General features: G+C 64.5%; 9 protein-coding genes. 6 read left to right on the top strand and 3 right to left on the bottom strand.

Annotated features, from left to right (window positions below; all coding sequences use genetic code 11):
- Window positions 1–715: 715 nt before the first annotated feature.
- A complete protein-coding gene (locus tag BUS42_RS02120; protein ID WP_074304847.1) occupies window positions 716–997 on the top strand; it encodes a hypothetical protein in 282 nt (93 codons plus the stop codon).
- 245 nt (window positions 998–1,242) lie between these two features.
- On the opposite strand, the gene BUS42_RS02115 is transcribed toward BUS42_RS02120, so the two are convergent.
- Window positions 1,243–2,139: a sugar phosphate isomerase/epimerase family protein gene (locus tag BUS42_RS02115; protein WP_254053250.1), complete on the bottom strand. Its 897-nt coding sequence runs from the start codon at window positions 2,137–2,139 to the stop codon at window positions 1,243–1,245.
- A 465-nt stretch (window positions 2,140–2,604) separates the two neighbouring features.
- Here BUS42_RS02115 and BUS42_RS02110 point away from each other — a divergent pair, with 465 nt between their 5' ends.
- The 3 genes from BUS42_RS02110 (at window position 2,605) to BUS42_RS02100 (ending at window position 12,109) form a co-directional block, all read left to right on the top strand.
- Entirely contained in the window at window positions 2,605–7,722 is a 5,118-nt protein-coding gene (locus tag BUS42_RS02110; protein WP_074304843.1) for a DUF1549 domain-containing protein, read from the top strand.
- 135 nt (window positions 7,723–7,857) lie between these two features.
- Window positions 7,858–9,336, top strand: a complete 1,479-nt coding sequence (locus BUS42_RS02105) for a DUF1501 domain-containing protein (protein WP_074304842.1) — start codon at window positions 7,858–7,860, stop codon at window positions 9,334–9,336.
- A 163-nt stretch (window positions 9,337–9,499) separates the two neighbouring features.
- Complete coding sequence (locus tag BUS42_RS02100; protein WP_074304840.1) at window positions 9,500–12,109, top strand: c-type cytochrome; 2,610 nt, start codon at window positions 9,500–9,502, stop codon at window positions 12,107–12,109.
- Window positions 12,110–12,384: 275 nt separating this feature from the next.
- Here the strand turns inward: BUS42_RS02100 and BUS42_RS02095 are convergent, their stop codons facing one another.
- Together BUS42_RS02095 and BUS42_RS02090 are read right to left on the bottom strand one after the other, a co-directional pair.
- The gene (locus tag BUS42_RS02095) at window positions 12,385–14,355 is read right to left on the bottom strand and encodes an FG-GAP repeat domain-containing protein (RefSeq protein ID WP_074304838.1); all 1,971 of its coding nucleotides are present in this window, start codon (window positions 14,353–14,355) and stop codon (window positions 12,385–12,387) included.
- A gap of 45 nt (window positions 14,356–14,400) precedes the next feature.
- Window positions 14,401–15,696: a Gfo/Idh/MocA family protein gene (locus tag BUS42_RS02090; protein WP_074304836.1), complete on the bottom strand. Its 1,296-nt coding sequence runs from the start codon at window positions 15,694–15,696 to the stop codon at window positions 14,401–14,403.
- A gap of 396 nt (window positions 15,697–16,092) precedes the next feature.
- On the opposite strand from BUS42_RS02090, the gene BUS42_RS02085 reads away from it, so the two are divergent.
- Both BUS42_RS02085 and BUS42_RS02080 read left to right on the top strand, forming a co-directional pair.
- Window positions 16,093–17,550, top strand: a complete 1,458-nt coding sequence (locus tag BUS42_RS02085; protein WP_083670025.1) for a pectate lyase — start codon at window positions 16,093–16,095, stop codon at window positions 17,548–17,550.
- Window positions 17,551–17,600: 50 nt separating this feature from the next.
- On the top strand, window positions 17,601–18,557 hold the full coding sequence (locus BUS42_RS02080; RefSeq protein WP_074304834.1) for an alpha/beta hydrolase: 957 nt from the start codon (window positions 17,601–17,603) through the stop codon (window positions 18,555–18,557).
- Window positions 18,558–18,915: the final 358 nt, after the last annotated feature.

Genomic DNA, 18,915 nt, shown 5'->3' with positions numbered 1-18,915 from the left:
GAAGAAACCGCTTGCGTGAAGGGACAGAATGCCCCATGCTCCGCCTCAGAAACGAACTGAGTGGAGCGGCGGTGACGAAGCAAGGAGGAATTCAAAGGGGTCATGAGACGATATAATCATATCATCTATTTTCGCATTTGAATTTTTGTGAAACAAGAGCACCGTGGCCTTGGCCCTCGGCTACGGTTCGCTCTACAACCATTCGTTCCGCCCCAACGCCCGCTAGGATGAGCGGAGCCAACAGATCAAGGTCTTCAGATCGCTTTGCGAGATCGAGCCGAGGAATCCACCAGGACATGCATTGTGAACCCAGGCTCGCAATGCCTGTCCTTGCTTTCGGACTTGGATTGGCAACCACAAGATCGGGGGCCGGGGAGTCGCGGGATGGGCCGAGGGGTGAGATCAAGTGGCGAAGGCTGATCAGAGCGGCTAAACTCGCCGGAACTGCCCAGGGAAGGGATTCAGGTCCCGCGGACGGGGCCGGTTCCATTGGGGGCCAGATACTCGTTTGGATACCCGCATATGAGGAGGAACTGAGATCCAAGCCAATCCCAAGGGCATCGAGGCTCCAAAGCCTCAAGCTGCGCCGACCCTGTCGATCGACGATATTCGATTGGTGGTTTTTATGATTCGGTGTGCAAGAACAATCGCATTTCTCCAGCAATTCGTGCCCGAAAGATATTTGCCACCACACGAGGACAGAGTACCACCGGCGTTGTTGAAACGACTGATTTACGAGTTGAAGAAGCTGATTCCAAGGTGGAAATGGACGTCATCTGCGCGGGTGGTCCCGCTTTCGCCCGCCAAGCTCGGCGACGAATTCTTCTATGCGATCACAGCGCTGCGCTTGAGCCGCATGGAACTCTGGCGGGCGGGCTACGCGGATTGCGTTGCGGTCCTGGATGACACCTACTCACTCCTGTTTTCGATAGGAATCCGAGCGAGAGAACGGAAACACCGCTCGAAATCGCAGCAACCCGAAGTGCCAACGCAGTGAAACGACTTGCCGGAGAATTCAAAGGGGTCAGAAGCTGATATAGCCATATCGGCTCCTGACCCCTTAGAATTCTCCAACAGATCAAGGTCTTCACATCGCTTCGCAAGATCGAGCCAAGCGAGGAGATCACGGTCAACGACAACGGCGACCCGGACGATCCATCGGCGGTCGGGTTCGAGGTCGTCGAGGCCAAAGCCGAGGCCCCAACCCGACCGCGCAAGCGAATCAAACCTTAGCCCGACCGATCATGCTCCCGCATGCTTCAGGCCGGCGAGGGCACCCCGCACATAACCGATGCTCTCGGCGACACCGGGTAGCGGGTCGTTCATATCGGCTTCGTACTCGAGACCGACGTGGTAGGGATACTTGATCTCGAGCAGGGCACGTAACATCGCGAGCGTGTCGAGCACTCCCCAGCCGACGACCACCGGCTTCGACTTCCCCTCGCGGCTGCTCAGGTCCTTGAAATGCAGGTCGTAGAGCCGGGGCGCACACTTGCGAATCGCAACGGCGGGGTCCACCCCACACCGCGCGGTGTGGCCCACGTCGATACAGACGCCGATCCGCTCGTCGAAGGGCTGCACGGCCTCCCAGGCATCGAGCGGCGAGGGCCAAACTTTGTCTTCGGGACCGTGGTTGTGGATGGCCAGGCGAATATTGAACTCTTTGACCAACTTATCCAGTTGCGCGAGGGATTGCCGCGTCGGCTTGCAGACGATGGTCGGGATGCCGGCGTCACGCGCGTACTCGAACGCGTTGCGGAGGCTGGCCTCATCGTCGTTCAGGCCCACCACGCCGCAGCTCAAGGGAGTGATCCCGGCGTCGCGGAACTTGCGGACCACGGCTTGCCGCTGCTCGGCAGTGCTCTTCAGCGAGAGGTGGGAGTCCTTGATCGAGACGTAGTTCACCCCGACCCGACGAATGCCCTTGATCGCGTCGTCGAGCGCGAGCTTGCTGAGGCTGTAAGAGGCCACCCCGACCTTGAGGCCCAACCAAGGATCGTCCCCCACTTTGGCGGATTCCGCTTCACCCGCCGCGGCCACCACGCGTGGAGCCAACCCGGCCAGCGGCGCAAGCAGGGCGGCCGACGCCCCGAGCCGGACCAAGCCCCGTCGAGAAACACCCGTCGATGAACTCATCATCGTTCTCCCTGGTTCATTCCTGCTGAGACAAGCCGGCAACGCCTCGATCCGCCGCCGCTTCGGTCGATGGAAGTCGGTCGCCCCGACCGCAGCCGATTTTTATGATACCGCGGCTCCCAAGGCCGGTCGCCCTGGCACCGACTTGCGCCCCAAAATCGGTTTCGGAGCCACGCGCATGACGCTTCGGTCAACCCCCAGTTCGCGGCTGGTCCCCGGCCCCGACTCGAGGGGTTCTGGAGAGAACCGTCGCGTTTGACGTTGGATTTCACCATTGCGTTGACAGCGGCGACTTTCGCTCGCTACAGTGCAAAGGTTAAACCTTCCCTAAACTGATCGCCCGTGGGTTGCCCACGCGACACCGACTTTCCGCCCGCCTCGACCGTTGTGCGTCCCGGTCCGACTTCGTTCGTTCCAAGTTTCCGCCCCCTTGGAACCAGCCACGGGCCCTATCGAGGAGTGAGCCAGATGGCAATGAGACAGACGTGGAACCTGCGGGTTCTGGCCTTCTCGATCCTGGTCGCGCTTCCCATCGCCGCACGTGCGGCCGACGACCCCGCGAAGCCCGCCGCGACCGATGAGGCGGTCAGCTACTACAAGCAGATTCGCCCGATCTTCCAGGCGCAATGCCAGGGCTGCCATCAACCGGCCAAGGCGGGCGGTGGATACGTCATGACCGCGTTCGACCGGCTCCTGGCCGGTGGCGAGTCGAAACTGACGGCGATCGTCCCCAAGAATCTCGAGGAGAGCCACCTGCTCGAGCAGGTCACTCCCGAGGCGGGGAAAGCGGCGATGCCCAAGGAGAAGCCCCCCTTGAGCCCGGCGGAGCTCGACCTGATCCGCCGCTGGGTCGCGCAAGGGGCCGGCGACGATACCCCGGCCGCCGCCTTGGTCCGCTATGATAAGGACCATCCCCCCGTCTACACGCGTCCCCCGGTCATCACCGCGCTCGACTACTCGCCCGACGGCCAGGTCCTGGCGATTGGCGGATTCCACGAAGTCCTGCTCTGGAAGGCGGACGGCTCCGAGCTGGTCGGCCGCTTGATCGGACTCTCCGAACGGATCGAGTCGGTCCGGTTCTCGCCCGACGGCAAGCGGCTCGCGATCACCGGCGGCCGTCCCGGGCGCATGGGTGAGGTGCAAGTCTGGACCGTCGCGCCCCAGAAGCTCGCGATGTCGGTTCCGGTGACGTTCGACACCGTCTATGGCGCAAGCTGGTCGCCCGACGGCGGCAAGATCGCCTTCGGCTGCTCCGACAACACGGTCAGGGCCATTGACTCCCAGACCGGCCAGCAGGTCGTCTACATGGGGTCGCACAACGACTGGGTGCTCGACACCGCGTTCTCGACCGATGGCTCCCACCTGATGTCGGTCGGCCGCGACATGACGGCCAAGCTGACCGAAGTGGCCACCCAGCGGTTCGTCGACAACATCACGTCGATCACCCCCGGGGCCCTCAAAGGGGGCCTGGCGTCGGTCACACGGCACCCCAACCGCGACGAGATCCTCATGGGAGGGTCGGACGGCGTCCCCAAGATCTACCGGATCCATCGCGAGACCGCACGCAGGATCGGCGATGACGACAACCATGTCGCTTCGTTCGAGGCCATGCCCGGGCGGATCTTCAGCGTCTCCACCAGCGCGGACGGCAAGCGGTTCGCCGCCGGCAGCAGCCTCGACGGCCGGGGGCAAATCGACATCTACGCCTATGAATTCGACCCGGCCAAGGCGTCCGACCCGATCAAGAAGATCCTGGCGAAGGAAGGCAAGAGCCGCTCGGCCGAAGAGCGGACCGAGCTGAACAAGGCTCAAAAAGACTCGGCGAAGCGACTGGCAAGCCTCCCCGTGCCCCAAGGCGGCATCTATGCGGTGGCGGTTCGGCCCGACGGCCTGGCCGTCGCCGCGGGCGGGGCCGACGGTCTCATCCGCCTCATCGAGACCGAGGGGGGCAAGCTCACCAAGGAGTTCCCACCGGTCCCGCTGGGTGGCACCCCGCCCGAACGACCGGCCTCGGTGGCGAATGCAGTCAGCCAGCCGCAAGGGCCGACCGCGACCGAATCGCTCCCCAAGGGCGCGTCGATCGCCGAACTGACGGTCCAACCCCCGGCGGTCGAGCTCAGGAATCGGTTCGACTACGTTCAACTCGTCGTGACGGCGAAGACGGAGACCGGCGACCGGATCGACGTGACCCGGCAGGTGACCGCGAACTTCTCGACCCCCGTGGCCGCGACCACGCCCGGCGGCCTGATCCGACCGAAGAGTGATGGCAAGGCCACCTTGAGCCTGTCGATCGGCGGCAAGACCGCCGAGGTGCCGGTGACGGTCATCGGGGCCGACACCGCGATCCGGGTCGACTACGTCCACGACGTCAATCCGGTCCTCTCACGCCTCGGTTGCAACGCGGGGACCTGTCACGGCTCAGCCCAGGGGAAGAACGGCTTCAAGCTCTCCCTCCGCGGCTACGACCCGTTGTTCGACGTCCGGGCCCTGACCGACGACCACGGCGCCCGCCGCGTGAACCTCGCCTCGCCTGACGATAGCCTGATGCTCTTGAAAGCAACCAGCAGCGTTCCCCACGTCGGCGGCCAGGTCATGCAGCCCGGCGAGCCCTACTACGAGATCCTCCGCGACTGGATCAACGACGGAGCCAAGCTCGAGGCCGCGACCCCCAAGGTTCAGAAAATCGAGGTCTTCCCGGCCGACCCGGTCGTCCAGCAAATCGGCGCCCGGCAGCAGCTCCGCGTCCTGGCGACCTACGCCAGCGGCGAGATCCGCGACGTGACCCGTGAAGCGTTCCTCGAGAGCGGCAACAACGAGGTGGCGATCGCCGACCGGGGCGGCCTGATGACCGCACTCCGACGCGGCGAGGCCCCCATCCTCGCTCGCTACGAAGGTGCCTATGCCGCCTCCACGCTCACCGTCATGGGCGACCGCACCGGGTTCGTCTGGGAGCAGCCCCCCACCTACAACAAGATCGATGAGCTGACGGCCGCCAAGTGGCAGCGGATGAAGATCCTCCCCTCGGAGCTCTGCTCCGACGGCGAGTTCCTCCGCCGCGTCTACCTCGACCTGACCGGGCTTCCCCCCTCGGCCGATGACGTGCGTCACTTCCTCGACGACCCGAAAGAGTCGCGCGTCAAGCGCGACGAGCTGGTCGATCGACTTATCGGCAGCCCCGACTATGTGGACTACTGGACCAATAAGTGGGCCGACCTGCTGCAAGTGAACCGGAAGTTCCTCGACGTCGCGGGGGCCTCGGCCTTCCGCCAGTGGATCCGCCAGCAGGTCGAGAAGAACCTGCCGTACGACCAGCTTGTCCGGACGATCCTGACCTCCTCGGGCTCGAACCGAGTCAACCCCGCGGCGGCCTATTACAAGATTCTCCGCGAGCCGACCGCGATCATGGAGAACACCACCCAGCTCTTCCTGGGAGTTCGGTTCAACTGTAATAAGTGCCACGACCACCCGTTCGAGCGCTGGACGCAAGACCAGTACTATGAGACGTCGGCCTACTTCGCGCAGGTCGGCTTCAAGGAAGACCCCGAGAGCAAGGGAAGGAAGATCGGCGGGACGGCCGTCGAAGGCGCCACCGCGCTCTACGAAGAGGTGTTCGACAAGAAGACCGGTGAGGTCCAGCACGACCGCACCAAGCAGGTCACGCCGCCGAAGTTCCCCTTCCCCGCCTCGCACAAGGTCGTCGAAACGGCTAGCCGTCGCGAAAACCTGGCCGACTGGATCACGGCCAAGGACAACCCCTACTTCGCCCGGAGCTACGTCAACCGGCTCTGGGGCTACCTCTTCGGCGTCGGGGTCATTGAGCCGATCGACGACATCCGCGCGGGCAACCCGGCCACCAACCCCGAGCTGCTCGACTACCTGACCCAGGAATTCGTCGGCTCGAACTTCGACGCCCGGCACATCCTGCGGCTGATCTGCAAGTCGCGGACCTACCAGCTTTCGGTGGCCACGAACAAGTGGAATGAAGACGACAAGATCAATGGCTCGCACGCGGCCGCCCGGCGTTTGCCGGCGGAAGTGTTGCTCGACGCGGTCTACCGGGTCACCGGATCGCAGTCGAAGTTCCCAGGCGTGCCGGCCGGCATCCGCGCCGCGGCCTTGCCCGACTCCGGGGTGGAGTTGCCGAGCGGCTTCCTGTCGACGTTCGGCCGCCCGGTCCGCGAAAGTGCCTGCGAGTGCGAACGGTCGAGCGGCCTCCAGCTCGGCCCGATCATGGCCCTGGTGAGCGGCCCGACCCTGGCCGACGCCATAGCCGACCCGGGCAACGAGATCTCGAAGCTGGTGGGCCGCGAGACGGACGACGCCAAGCTCGTCAACGAGCTCTTCATGCGGGTCTTGAATCGCGCGGCCACCCCGCCCGAAATTGCGGCCTGCCTGAAGGACCTCCAGTCGATCGATGAAGATCACCGGACGATGGCCATGGAGTTGGGTAAGCGTGAGGCCGAGTTCGCCCTCAAGCGTCCCCAACTGGAACGCGAACGGGAAGCCGGCATCGCCACGGCTCAGGCGAGCCTGACCGCCTATGAGGCGGAGCTCGCCCCCAAGCTGGCCGAACGCGAGAAGCAGAAAGCCGAGCAGACCGCCAAGCTCGAGGCCGATGCGAACGCCTACGAGGCCGGCCTGCCCGCCAAGGTCGCCGCCTGGGAGAAAGGGCAGTCGCCGATCGCGCAGTGGCAGCCGCTGACCCCGTCGGCCGTCGACGACCGCAACGGGGCCAGCTTCAAGATCCTGCCCGACGCGACCGTCTTGGTCTCGGGCAAGGACGAGCAAGGCGTCGTGCGATTCGTCGCCCCGACCGACCTGACCGGGATCACCGGGATCCGGCTCGAGCTCTTGCCCGACGACAGCCTACCGAACAAAGGGCCGGGACGGGCTTCGGACGGGAACTTCGTGATCAACGAGATCAAGGTGACCGCCGCGTCCAAAGCTGACCCCAAGAAAACGAAGCCGATCATGCTGACCACGCCGCTGGCCGACTTCAGCCAGGCCGGCTTCGAGATCAAGCATACGGTCGACGGCTCTCCCAACGGCGGCAAGGGCTGGGCGATCTCGCCCGCGTACGGTGTGAACCACTGGGCGACCTTCGAGACCGGCGAGCCGGTGGGCTTCGACGGTGGGACCGTGCTCACGGTCACCATGAGCCACCTGTTCAACGGCAAACAGTTCATGCCGGGCCGGTTCCGGGTCTCGGTCACGCGCCTGGCCAAACCGATCGGCCTGGGCCTACCCGAAGACCTGCGAGCGATCGTGGCGACCGCCCCCGAGGTCCGGACCAAGGCCCAGCAAGAGGTTCTCCTCGCCTACCACCGCGCGGTCGACCCGGAGTTCACCAAGAAGCGCAACGCCGTGAACGCAAGCAAGGCCCCCCTGCCGGTCGATCCCAAGCTTCAGGACCTACGGAACCAGCTCGAGTTTGCGCGCAAGCCGGTGCCGGTCGACACCACCCTGGCCCAGCTTCGCAAAGACGTCGAGATGAGTATCCAGCAGGCCACCGCGAGACGACTCACCACCGCCCAGGACGTCGCCTGGGCCTTGATCAACAGTCCGGCGTTCCTGTTCAATCATTGATGATCCCGCTCAAGGTCTCAAACTCGGGTCTCACGCGCTGAGGCCAACCCGCCGATCGCTCCGACTGACCTCTTCCCTCCGGCTCACGGCTGGGGGAGAATCGGTCGGAACGCTCGAACCACAAGGAGCTTCGCGATGATCATTGTCCCCGGACGGCCTGGGAAAGACCTGTGCGACTCACACCTGGGGATGACCCGCCGGGACATCCTCCGTGTGGGCGGATCGAGCCTGATGGGCCTCTCGCTCGGCTCGCTCTTCCAGCTCCAGGCCGCCTCGGCCGCCACGACAACCGCCCCTAAAATCGGGGGCGCAGGCTGGGGGAAGGCCAAGAGCATCATCATGGTCTACCTCCAGGGGGGGCCGAGCCACCTCGACCTCTGGGATCCCAAGGACAACGTGCCGGACAACGTCCGGAGCGAGTTCAAGCCGATCGACACCAAGGTCCCCGGCGTCCGGTTCACCGAGATCCTCCCCAAGCTGGCGCAGATCACCGATAAATTCACGCTGATCCGGTCGATGAGCTACACGCCCAACGGCCTGTTCAACCACACGGCCGCCATCTACCAGATGATGACCGGCTACACGACCGACAAGGTCAGCCCGTCCGGTCAGCTCGAGCCCCCGAGCCCGAAGGACTTCCCGAACTTCGGGTCGAACCTGATCCGGCTCAAGCCGCCGACCGAGCCGATGCTTCCGTTCGTCATGCTTCCGCGCCCGCTCCAAGAGTCGAACGTCGTCGGCAAGGGGGGGACGGCCGGCTTCCTGGGCAAGGCGTTCGACCCCTACACCCTCTATCCCGAGGGTGACGACATGGACATGGCGAAGATGAGCCGGATCAAGGTCGACGACCTTCAGCTCCGGCCCGAAGTCTTCTCCGTCCGGCTCGAGCGCCGGGCCAAGCTCCGCGACGCGATTAACTCGGGCATGCCGGTGCTCGAAAAGGCCGTGACCGACTACAACCTCGACGAGTATTACGATCGCGCCCTGAAGCTGATCGTCTCGGGCCGGGCGCGTGAGGCGTTCAACCTCGAGCAAGAGACCCCCAAGACGCGCGACTCCTACGGCCGGAACACGTTCGGGCAAAGCTGCCTGCTCGCTCGACGCCTGGTCGAGGCCGGCACCCGGGTCGTCGAAGTGGTTTGGCCCAAGGTGGCGAACTCCGACAACCACTCGTGGGACCACCACGTCGGCCTGACCCAGCGGATGAAGGATCAGTCCGGGCCGATGCTCGACACCGGCCTGTCCGCCCTGCTCACCGACCTCGACGAGCGTGGGATGCTCGATGAAACGTTGGTGGTGGCCGTCGGCGAGTTCGGCCGGAGTCCGCAAAAGGGGGTCAGCACCTCGGGCAACGGCAACAGTGCCGACGGCCGAGACCACTGGCCCTACTGCTACACGGCCGTCGTCGCGGGCGCCGGGATCAAGCGCGGCAACGTCCACGGCAAGTCGGACAAGACCGGATCGGCCCCCGCGGAAGACCCGGTCCACCCCGGCGAGCTGCTGGCGACGATCTACCGCACGTTCGGGATCGACCCGGCGACCATCGTCTACAACCACCTGAACCAGCCGCGCGAGCTGGTCAAGGCCGAGGCCGTGACCCGGCTCTTCGTCTGAAATCCGCGCGAATCGCCACGCGGACCGTCCGGCCCCGCCATCTGGGGTCCTCGGTCCGCGTTCTCGTCTCTCCGGAACCATCTCGAGCCGGCCGAATCGTCGGCCGGTTCCTCTCTTTCCCGGCCGAGCGGGCCGGGGGCCACTTCGATAGGGTCCGACCACGATGCATCGCTCTTTGACGCGTACGGCGCTGGCCATCGCGCTGTTCGCCACGTGCTCGACAGCCACCTGGGCGGCCGACCGCCCCAGTCGCGCCTCCGCCACACCGGCCGAACGGCTCAAGCCGCTCAAGGGCTTTCAAGTCGACCTCCTCTACTCGGTCCCCAAAGACGAGCAAGGGTCGTGGGTCAACATGACGACCGACCCGAAAGGCCGGCTCATCGTCTCGGACCAGTACGGCAAGCTCTACCGGGTCTCGCTCCCGGCGATCGACGGCAAGGCCGAAGACCTCAAGGTCGAGCCAATCGCCGTCGAGATCGGCGAAGCGCAGGGGTTGCTCTGGGCGTTCGACAGCCTCTACGTCGTCGTGAACACCGGCGGCAAGTTCAAGAGCGGACTCTACCGGGTCACCGACACCAACAACGACGACCAGCTCGACAAGGTCGAACTGCTCCGCCAGATCGATGGCGGGGGGGAGCACGGCCCACACGCGGTCCTGCTCAGCCCGGGCGGTAAGTCGCTCACGATCGTCTGCGGCAACGCCACCAAGCCGATCGCCGTGGATGAGTCGCGCGTGCCGCGGATCTGGGGTGAAGACCACCTGCTCCCGCGCATGCCCGACGGCAACGGCTTCATGCGCGACACCCTCGCCCCCGGCGGCTGCATCTACCAGACCGATCCCGACGGCAAGAAGTGGGAGCTGATCGCCAACGGCTTCCGCAACGAATTCGACGCCGCCTACAACCATGAAGGGGAGCTGTTCGCCTACGACGCCGACATGGAATGGGATATGAACACGCCCTGGTATCGCCCCACCCGGGTCAACCACGTCGTCAGTGGCGCGGAGTTCGGCTGGCGGAACGGAGCCGGCAAGTGGCCCGCCTACTACCCGGATAGCCTCGGGGCCGTGGTGAACATCGGCCCTGGCTCGCCCACGGGCGTCGTCTTCGGCTACGGAGCGAAGTTCCCGTCGAAGTATCAGCAGGCCTACTTCATTTGCGACTGGAGCTACGGCAAACTCTACGCCGTGCACCTCAAGCCCGATGGAGCCTCGTTCACGGGTGAGCTCGAGGAATTCATCTCCGGCACCCCGCTCGCCTTGACCGACCTCGTCATCAACCCCAAAGACGGCGCCATGTACTTCGCCGTGGGCGGCCGGAAGACCCAGTCGGGCCTCTACCGCGTCACCTACACCGGCGATGAGCCGACGAACCCCGCCATCACCGGGACTATCGACGCCGGCTCCGAAGCCCGCACCCTTCGCCGCCAACTTGAAGCATTCCACGGCCACCGCGACCCGAAAGCCGTCGACACCGCCTGGCCCCACCTGGGCAGCCCCGACCGCTTCATCCGCTGGGCCGCCCGGGTCGCGATCGAGCACCAAGACCCCGACACCTGGCGCGACCGCGCCCTGGCCGAGCAGGATCCGCAAGCCTCTCTCTCCGCCCTCCTGGCCCTCACCAGGGTCAGCGCCAACGACCCGTTCCACCGCAAGCCGACCGACGCCAAGCCCGATCCCGCGCTCCAAGGGCGAATCCTCGAGTCGCTCAACCGACTGACCTGGACCAAGCTCTCCGACGCTCAAAAGCTCGACCTGCTCCGCGTCTACGAAGTCGTCCTCAATCGTCTCGGTCGCCCCGATGCCGCGACCGTCTCCCGCCTGACCGCCTTCTTCGACACGATCTACCCGGGCAGCGGCCCCGCCATCAACGCCGAGCTGGCGTCCATCGTCGTCTTCCTCGAAGCCCCCTACGCCGCCGCCAAGACGGTCGCCTTGCTCCAGCAGTCTCCCACCCAGGAGGAGCAGTTGGAATACGCCCGCTCCCTCCGCGTGCTCAAGACCGGCTGGACGCCTGAGCTCCGCAAGGCCTACTTCGAATGGCTGGGGCAAGCGAACGGCTACCGGGGAGGGAACAGCTTCCGCGGGTTCCTCAAGATCATTCGCAACGACGCAATCGCCACGCTCAACGACGCCGAAAAGTCCGCGCTGGGATCGCTGCTCGCCGAGCCGCCCCCGCCGAAAGCCATCGTCGCGGCCGGTCCGCCCCGGCCGTTCGTGAAGGCCTGGACCCTCGATGAACTGGTTCCGATCGTGGATAAGGGCCTGAAAGGCCGCAACTTCGATCGCGGCCGCCTCCTCTTCGGCGCCGCCCAGTGCGCCTCATGCCATCGCTACAACAACGAAGGGGGCTCGTTCGGCCCCGACCTGACCGGCGCCTCCGGCCGATTCAGCGCCCGCGACCTCCTCGAGTCGATCGTTCAGCCGAGCAAAACGGTCAGCGACCAGTACGAGGCCGTGACCATCGCCACGGTCAACGGTGACATCATCACCGGCCGGATCGTCAACCTCAACGGCGACCACCTGACGATCAACGTCAATATGCTCGACCCCAACGGCCTGGTGAACGTCGACCGCACCAAGATCGAAGAAATGAAGCCGTCCCCCGTGTCCATGATGCCCGAGGGCCTGTTCAACACGCTCAACCAGGACGAAGTCCTCGACCTGACCTCCTACCTCCTCTCACGGGGCGATCGCAACAGCGAGATGTTCCGCCAAGCCGGTCGAGCCGATCAAGGGGGATCCGTCAAGGCTGAGAGCCGAGCGGCGAAGTGAGCCCTTGAGGTGATCTGTAAACCGAATCCTTTGCAGACATCAGGGACTCTCAACAAGAGAAAGGCCCCGGTTGCGTTGCAACCGGGGCCTTTCTCTTGGTTCTCGAGTCATTGAACAGACTTGCGAACCAAAAGCCGGCCAGCGTTCTTTCTTTCCCTGGGACCGCGGGCGACCCGCTCGCTCTTCAATTCGATTCCATTCAAATACAAGAGCGGGCGGGACGCCCGCGGTCCCAGGGGGAAGCAATTCAGGCGGAAGCGGCTCGCGAGTGAAGTTCAGCGGGTCCGAGGGTTCTTGAGGTAATAGAACCGCCCGTCCTCGGCGCCGACGAGCAGGTCGGGGACCTTGTCACGGTTCCAGTCGACGACCGTCGGGCTCGTGTCATGACCCGCCAAAACACGGCCGTCGAGCGCGCCGAGGCCAACGAAATTGGTCTGACCATCGGTCGTCCCGGTGTTGCGTAAGACGTCGACGTTGCGGGTATTGACCAGCAAATCGAGTTGGCCGTCGCCGTCCCAATCCGTCACGCAGAGCTTCCGTCGGCCGCTCTTGCCAGCCTTGCCCGCGTTGAGCCGGAGCAATCCACCCGTTTCGTTCGTCGGCTTATGATTGGCATCGAACTCTGACGCCGAGTCAATGCGGAACACACGCCGTGGAGGAAGCAGCTTCAAGGCACCGCCCTGCTCGACGCGTTCGAAGAGCGCCAGGTATCCCTCGTGGTCGAGCATGACAAGGTCCGGCAGTCCATCCTGAGTCCAGTCGACCACCACGGGGGTCGTCCGCCACTGGGTGGCGAGCGCCTTGCCCGCCGGCTCCCACCAGGTCCATTCCGGTTTGACTGGGGTGCCAGGCCATTCGACCTCGATGGGCCGGGCCGCTTCGAGGACCGGCTTGGAGCGAGTACCAGCGTTGCGATACCAGATGACCTTGCCCCAGATCGAGTTGACGATGAGATCAGGCTGGCCGTCGCGATCCCAGTCGGCCACGCTCAGGGTCGTATACCCCCACTTGGCTTCGCACGGGCCTTGGATTGAGCCGTTCGGACCGGCCATGATCCGGATCGGAGCGCCGGCGGCTTCCAGGAGACGCGGGGCCGCCCAGCGCGGAGGGTTGCCACCATCGAGGTTCTCGATCAGGCCGATCACGCCCGACGAATTGCCGCAGACCAGGTCCTCATCGCCGTCGCCGTCCCAATCCACGCTGCAAGGGGTAACCAGGGCGCCGAACTTGAGGTCGGCAGCCTGTTGGCGAAAGTAGGCCGGGGTCTGGAACCGAGGCAAGCCGGCAACGACCTTCCCCGTGTGCTCGATCAGGGCGACCCGGCCGTCCTCATCGCCGACGACCAGGTCAACGTCGCCGTCCTTGTCCCAGTCGATCGCGACCGGCACGATCATCTCGAGGTTCATGAGAATTGGCTTGTCCTGGCCGTCGACCAGGCGGCGGCCCCTGGCGTAGACCGGGGCTTGCCTCGTTCCGGTATTCTCGAAGTAGGTCAGGCCGTCGACGAACTCACCGCAAATGAGGTCGAGGTCGCCGTCCCCATCGAAGTCGGCCAGGTTGGGGGATGGCATGCCGAACGTGTCGATCGGCCGGCCCCCGGCCTCGACCTTCACGGGCTTGGCGTATTCGGGCTTGGCGTTGGTCCCCTGGTTCCGGAGCCAGTAAACCACCCCGTGCAACGGCCCGCGCATCCAGCGCCCGCGTGCATCGAACGTGTCATCCCAACCGTACTCGCTCCAGTCCTCCACTCCCACAATCAGGTCGAGCTTCTCGTCCCCATCAAAATCGGCGTACTTCCACTGATTGGCCCGGAGCTTCGCCTTGGGGTCGTGAACATTCTCTTGCGGGTAGACGCGATTGAGCTTCGCGGCCTGGCCCCCCCGAAAGTCGACGAGTTCCTGCGCAGGCGTCAAGAGCCGGACCTCGCCATCGACGTACGAGGGCTGAATGTTCCTGTGGGCCGGCCCCAGTCGCACCGGCGGCTTGAACACGGGGGCCTTCGGATCGCCCCCCGGGTTCTCGAAAAAATAGAGCCCATTGAACGGGACGTCGGGGCAGGAGACGAGCAGGTCAAGGTCGCCGTCCCGGTCATAGTCCATGGGCAAGGGCCAGGCCCAGAGGCCGACGCCAAGGTCGACCACCAGGCCTGGGTTATTGTACTGGATCGGCTCCAGACCGGCCGCGGTCGCCGCTCCCGCCGTACCGAAAATTGTCAGGAACGCGAGCGAGCGAAGTCGTTCGATCATGAGAGTCCGATCTCTGCACAAGTTCATTTTTTCACAGGAACACAGTTATGACAGTGCCCAACCCTTACGGTACTCGCGCTGGAGGTACGCATCGGCGTTGGGACAGTTGGTCGCCTTCAGGTTGACGGCGTCCCACTCGATCTTCTGGCCGAGGCGATAGGCGACGTTGCCCAGCAGGACCGACTCCGTCAGCGCTCCGGAGTAATCAAAGTTGCAGGTGGTCGGGCTCCCCGTCTTGCACGCGGTGATCCACTCAGCGTGGTGTCCGGTCGACGCCGCGATGGTCGGCTCCGGGGCTTTGAAATCGCGGAAATCATCTTTGGGGAAGAGCAGCCGTTGACCGTAGTCGGCCATGAGCATCCCCTTCTTACCCACGAACAGGACGCCCATGTCCCAGGCAGGCAACTTCGCTTCCGCGAGGAGAGGGGGCCGCTTCTCGCCGTCGTACCAGTTCAGCTTGATTGGAGGCGCATCGCCTCGGGCGGGGAACTCGTACTTGACGACCATCCAGTGGGGCGTGGTCTCGGGGTGGACCGGCGGTCCCGCTGACTCCACCGAGGTGGGATGCCGCAGGTCGAGTGCCCAGAACGGCAAGTCCATCAAGTGGCAGGCCATGTCCCCGAGCGTGCCGCTGCCGAAGTCCCACCACCGCCGCCAATTCGCGGGCTGATAGGTCGGGTGGTACGGTCGTTCGGGAGCCGCACCGAGCCAGAGGTCCCAGTGGATGTTCTTGGGAACCGGCGGAGTGTCCTTCGGCCGTTCCCCTCCCGACCAGGTCTTCCCGCACCAGACGTGGCACTCGCTGATCGGGCCGATCGCCCCGGAACGCACGAGTTCGACGACCCGGCGGTAGTTGTCGGTCGCGTGGATCTGCGTCCCCATCTGGGTCGCGACCTTGGTCTCGGCCGCCACCTTGGCGGCGAGCCGAGCCTCCGACACGAAATGGCTGAGCGGCTTCTCGCAATAGACGTGCTTGCCAAGCCGCATGGCCATCACGGCGGCCGGGATGTGGGTGTGATCGGCCGTGCTGATGACGACCGCGTCGAGGTCGCGCTGCTCTTCGAGCAACTTGCGGAAGTCGACGTAAGTCTTGGCGGCCGAGAACTGGTCACTGGCGCGGCCGAGCAGGAGGTCGTCAATGTCGCAGACGGCGACGATATTCTCCCCCTTCACCCCGTCGATATTCCCCAGGGCACGCCCGGACGTGCCAATGATCCCGATGTTGAGCTTCTCATTGGCCGACTTCGGGGCCGCCCAGGCCGGCAAGCCGCTCGCGGCCAGTGCCGCGGAGGTCGCGGCCATCCGACGGAAGAGATCACGACGATTTAGCTGATTGGCCATGCGCAGAGTCTCCGTGCCAGGAAGGGTTTACCCGATGCTATCGGCAGAAAAGGCCGACCGCAATCAGCAACCGAGGCGTTGTTAAACAACAACGACCCGCCAAAGAGCTAAGGATCCCCCTCGTTCCCACGGTCCGGTCCTCCGTGGGAATGCCGTCCCCGATGCTCCGCGTCGTCTGGTCCTCGAAAGCCGAGGACGCAGAGGGTCCCAGACTTCATTCCCACAGGGGACTGTGAGAACGAGTCGCAAGCGGCTTCCTACCCTGGATCGAGTCGTTGATAATAAGATCGCGACGGCAGGTTCGTCGCCTCGAACCATGCTTATCCTCCAAGCGAACACACATTGATTTCCTGAATTATCCATGAGATTTTTTGTCGAGAAAGTCGAGGATCCAGGATGACGCGAACCGGGGCTTTTACCTTGGTCCTGGGCCTCGGTAGTTTGCTCGGGCCACTGGGCTTTCTCAAGGCGGCCGAACCGCCCCTCCGCGCACGGGTCACGGAAGCGTTGCGGCGGGCGACGGACGGTTTCCGCACGGAGGTCGCCGCCGAAGGGGGCTACCTCTGGCGCTACACCGCAGACCTGTCCTACCGTGAGGGGGAACGGCCGGCCACCGCGACGATGGTCTGGGTCCAGCCGCCGGGTACGCCCTCGGTGGGGCTCGCCTACTTGCATGCGTTTGCGGCGACCAAGGACCCCTTCTATCGCGACGCGGCCCGCGAGGTCGCCAGGGCGCTCGTCAAGGGGCAGCTCCGATCGGGCGGTTGGGACTATCTCATCGAGTTCGACCCGAAGCTGCGAGCCCGATACGCCTACCGGGTCGATCCCGGGCCGGGGGGAAAACAGAATGTCTCGACCCTGGACGACAATACGACTCAGGAAGCCGTTCGACTCTTGATGCGCGTCGACCAGGCCCTCGAATTCCGCGACCAGGCGATCCATGAAGCCGTCGAATATGCGCTGAGCCGGCTGATCGAGATCCAGTACCCCAACGGCGCGTGGCCCCAACGGTTTACCAACCCGCTCGACCCCGCCCCGTTCCCGGTCAAGAAGGCAAGCTACCCCGAGTCATGGTCGAGAACCTACCCGGGCAAGGACTACAAAACCTTCTACACGCTCAATGACAACGCGATCTCAGACACGATCGACGTGATGCTCGAGGCGTCGAAGGTCTACGCGAACCCGAAGTACGAAGCCTCGGCCAAGCACGGGGGCGACTTCTTCCTCCTGGCTCAGATGCCCGAACCGCAACCCGCCTGGGCCCAACAGTACGACGCCGACATGCACCCAGCCTGGGCCCGCAAGTTCGAGCCCCCGGCAATCACCGGCCTCGAATCCCAGTCGGCCATTCGGACGCTCCTCGAACTGTACCGAGCGACCGGCGACGCGAAGTATCTCGAACCGATCCCGCGGGCCCTCGCCTACCTCCGTAAGTCGCGACTGCCCGACGGTCGAATGGCCCGGTTCTACGAGCTCAAAACGAATACGCCGCTCTACTTCACCAAGGACTATCAACTGACCGAGAGCGATGCCGACATGCCAACCCACTACGGGTTCAAGGTCGGCGACGACCTCGATTCTCTTGGCAAAAGGTATGAAGCGCTTCGCACCCAGGGCTCAGAGAAGCCGACGCCTGGGTCGGCCAAACCTCGATCACCATCGCGGTCGAGCAAGCCGGCTTCGGAACAGGTGGAAGCGATCGTCAAGGCTCTCGACGCGCGTGGCCTCTGGTCGACCGAGGGGCGGCTCAAAACCCAACCCGCCGACCACCCCAGCCGACGACAGATCGACACAAGCCTGTTCATCAAAAACGTCAAAACCCTGTGCCGCTACCTCGAATCGACCCGGCCCTGAGAACCTGGCCGGACGTCGAACCCTCCTTTTTTTCCTTCAGGAACGCATTCATGCACCGTTATCGCTTCCTCCTGCCGTTCGCCCTGATCGCCCCCTTGGCCATGATCGCTCCGGCCGCCACGAGGGGAGACGAACTCCCGTACACTCATCAGGAAGATATCATCTATGGACGCAAGTTCGGCACAGCGCTGACCTTGGACCGGTTCACGCCGAAGCGTGAAGCCAACGGCGCGGCGATCGTCCTGGCCGTCAGCGGCGGCTTCTTCTCGTCACACGAGTCGATCAACCCGTCGCTGGTCCTTCCGCTGATCAACCGGGGCTACACGGTCTTTACCGTGGTCCACGGCAGCCAACCGCGGTACACCGTCCCCGAGATCGTTGAGGACATGAACCGGGCCGTCCGCTTCATCCGCCATCACGCCGCCGACTACAAGATCGACGCCAACCGGATCGGCGTCACGGGCGCCTCGGCCGGAGGCCACCTTTCCCTCATGCTGGGAACCGCCGGCAGCCAAGGGGATCCGCAAGCCAAGGACCCGGTCGATCGCGAGTCGAGCCGGGTTCAGGCGGTCGCCTGCTTCTTCCCGCCCACCGACCTCTTGAACTGGGGCAAGACCGGCAAGGAAATGATCCACGCCACCGATCATGACCCGCGCTACCGCCCGGCCTTCGACCACCGCGAACGCGACGAAAAGACCGCCCTCTGGGTGCCGATCACCGACCCCGAGAAGCTCCGCCAGATCGCCCACAAAATCTCTCCGATCGACCACGTCACGCCCGATGACCCGCCGACCTTGATGATCCATGGCGACGCCGACCCGGTCGTCCCGGTCCAACAAGCGCAAACCATGGCCGAAGCGCTCAAGAAGGCAGGCGTCGAGACCAAACTCATCATCAAGGAAGGAGCCGGCCACGGCTGGCTCAGCATCCTCAACGACGTGAATCTGTTCGTCGACTGGTTCGACGCTCACCTCAAAAAGGCCGACGCTTCGGACGGAGCGAAGTAGATCTGGAACCCCCTGAGCCGTCAGCCTCGGTTATCTTTGCCATTCTGACATGTTAACGCGGAGACACACAGCTCACTGGCTACTACGTGTTGGACTCAACCCGTGAGCGATTGCCCAGGTTTTTGGAGACTGTAGCAAGGATACTGGGATCTCGTTCCCACGCTCTGCGTGGGAATGCCGTCCGCGACGCTCCGCGTCGTCTTCCCGAGCGGGTGGGGCCGCAGAGCGGCCAAGACGGCATTCCCACGCGGAGCGTGGGAACGAGTTTCTCCCGCGAATTTCGGCCTCCGGGGCAGACAGACGACCCGGTTTCCTTGCGACAGCCTCGGCTTCGGACTCACGGGTTGGGTACAACCCG

It is taken from the genome of Singulisphaera sp. GP187, assembly GCF_900129635.1.
Taxonomy (GTDB): Bacteria; Planctomycetota; Planctomycetia; order Isosphaerales; family Isosphaeraceae; genus Singulisphaera.
Note: the sequence above shows the minus strand (reverse complement) of the source record. Positions and strands in the feature narration are given on the sequence as shown.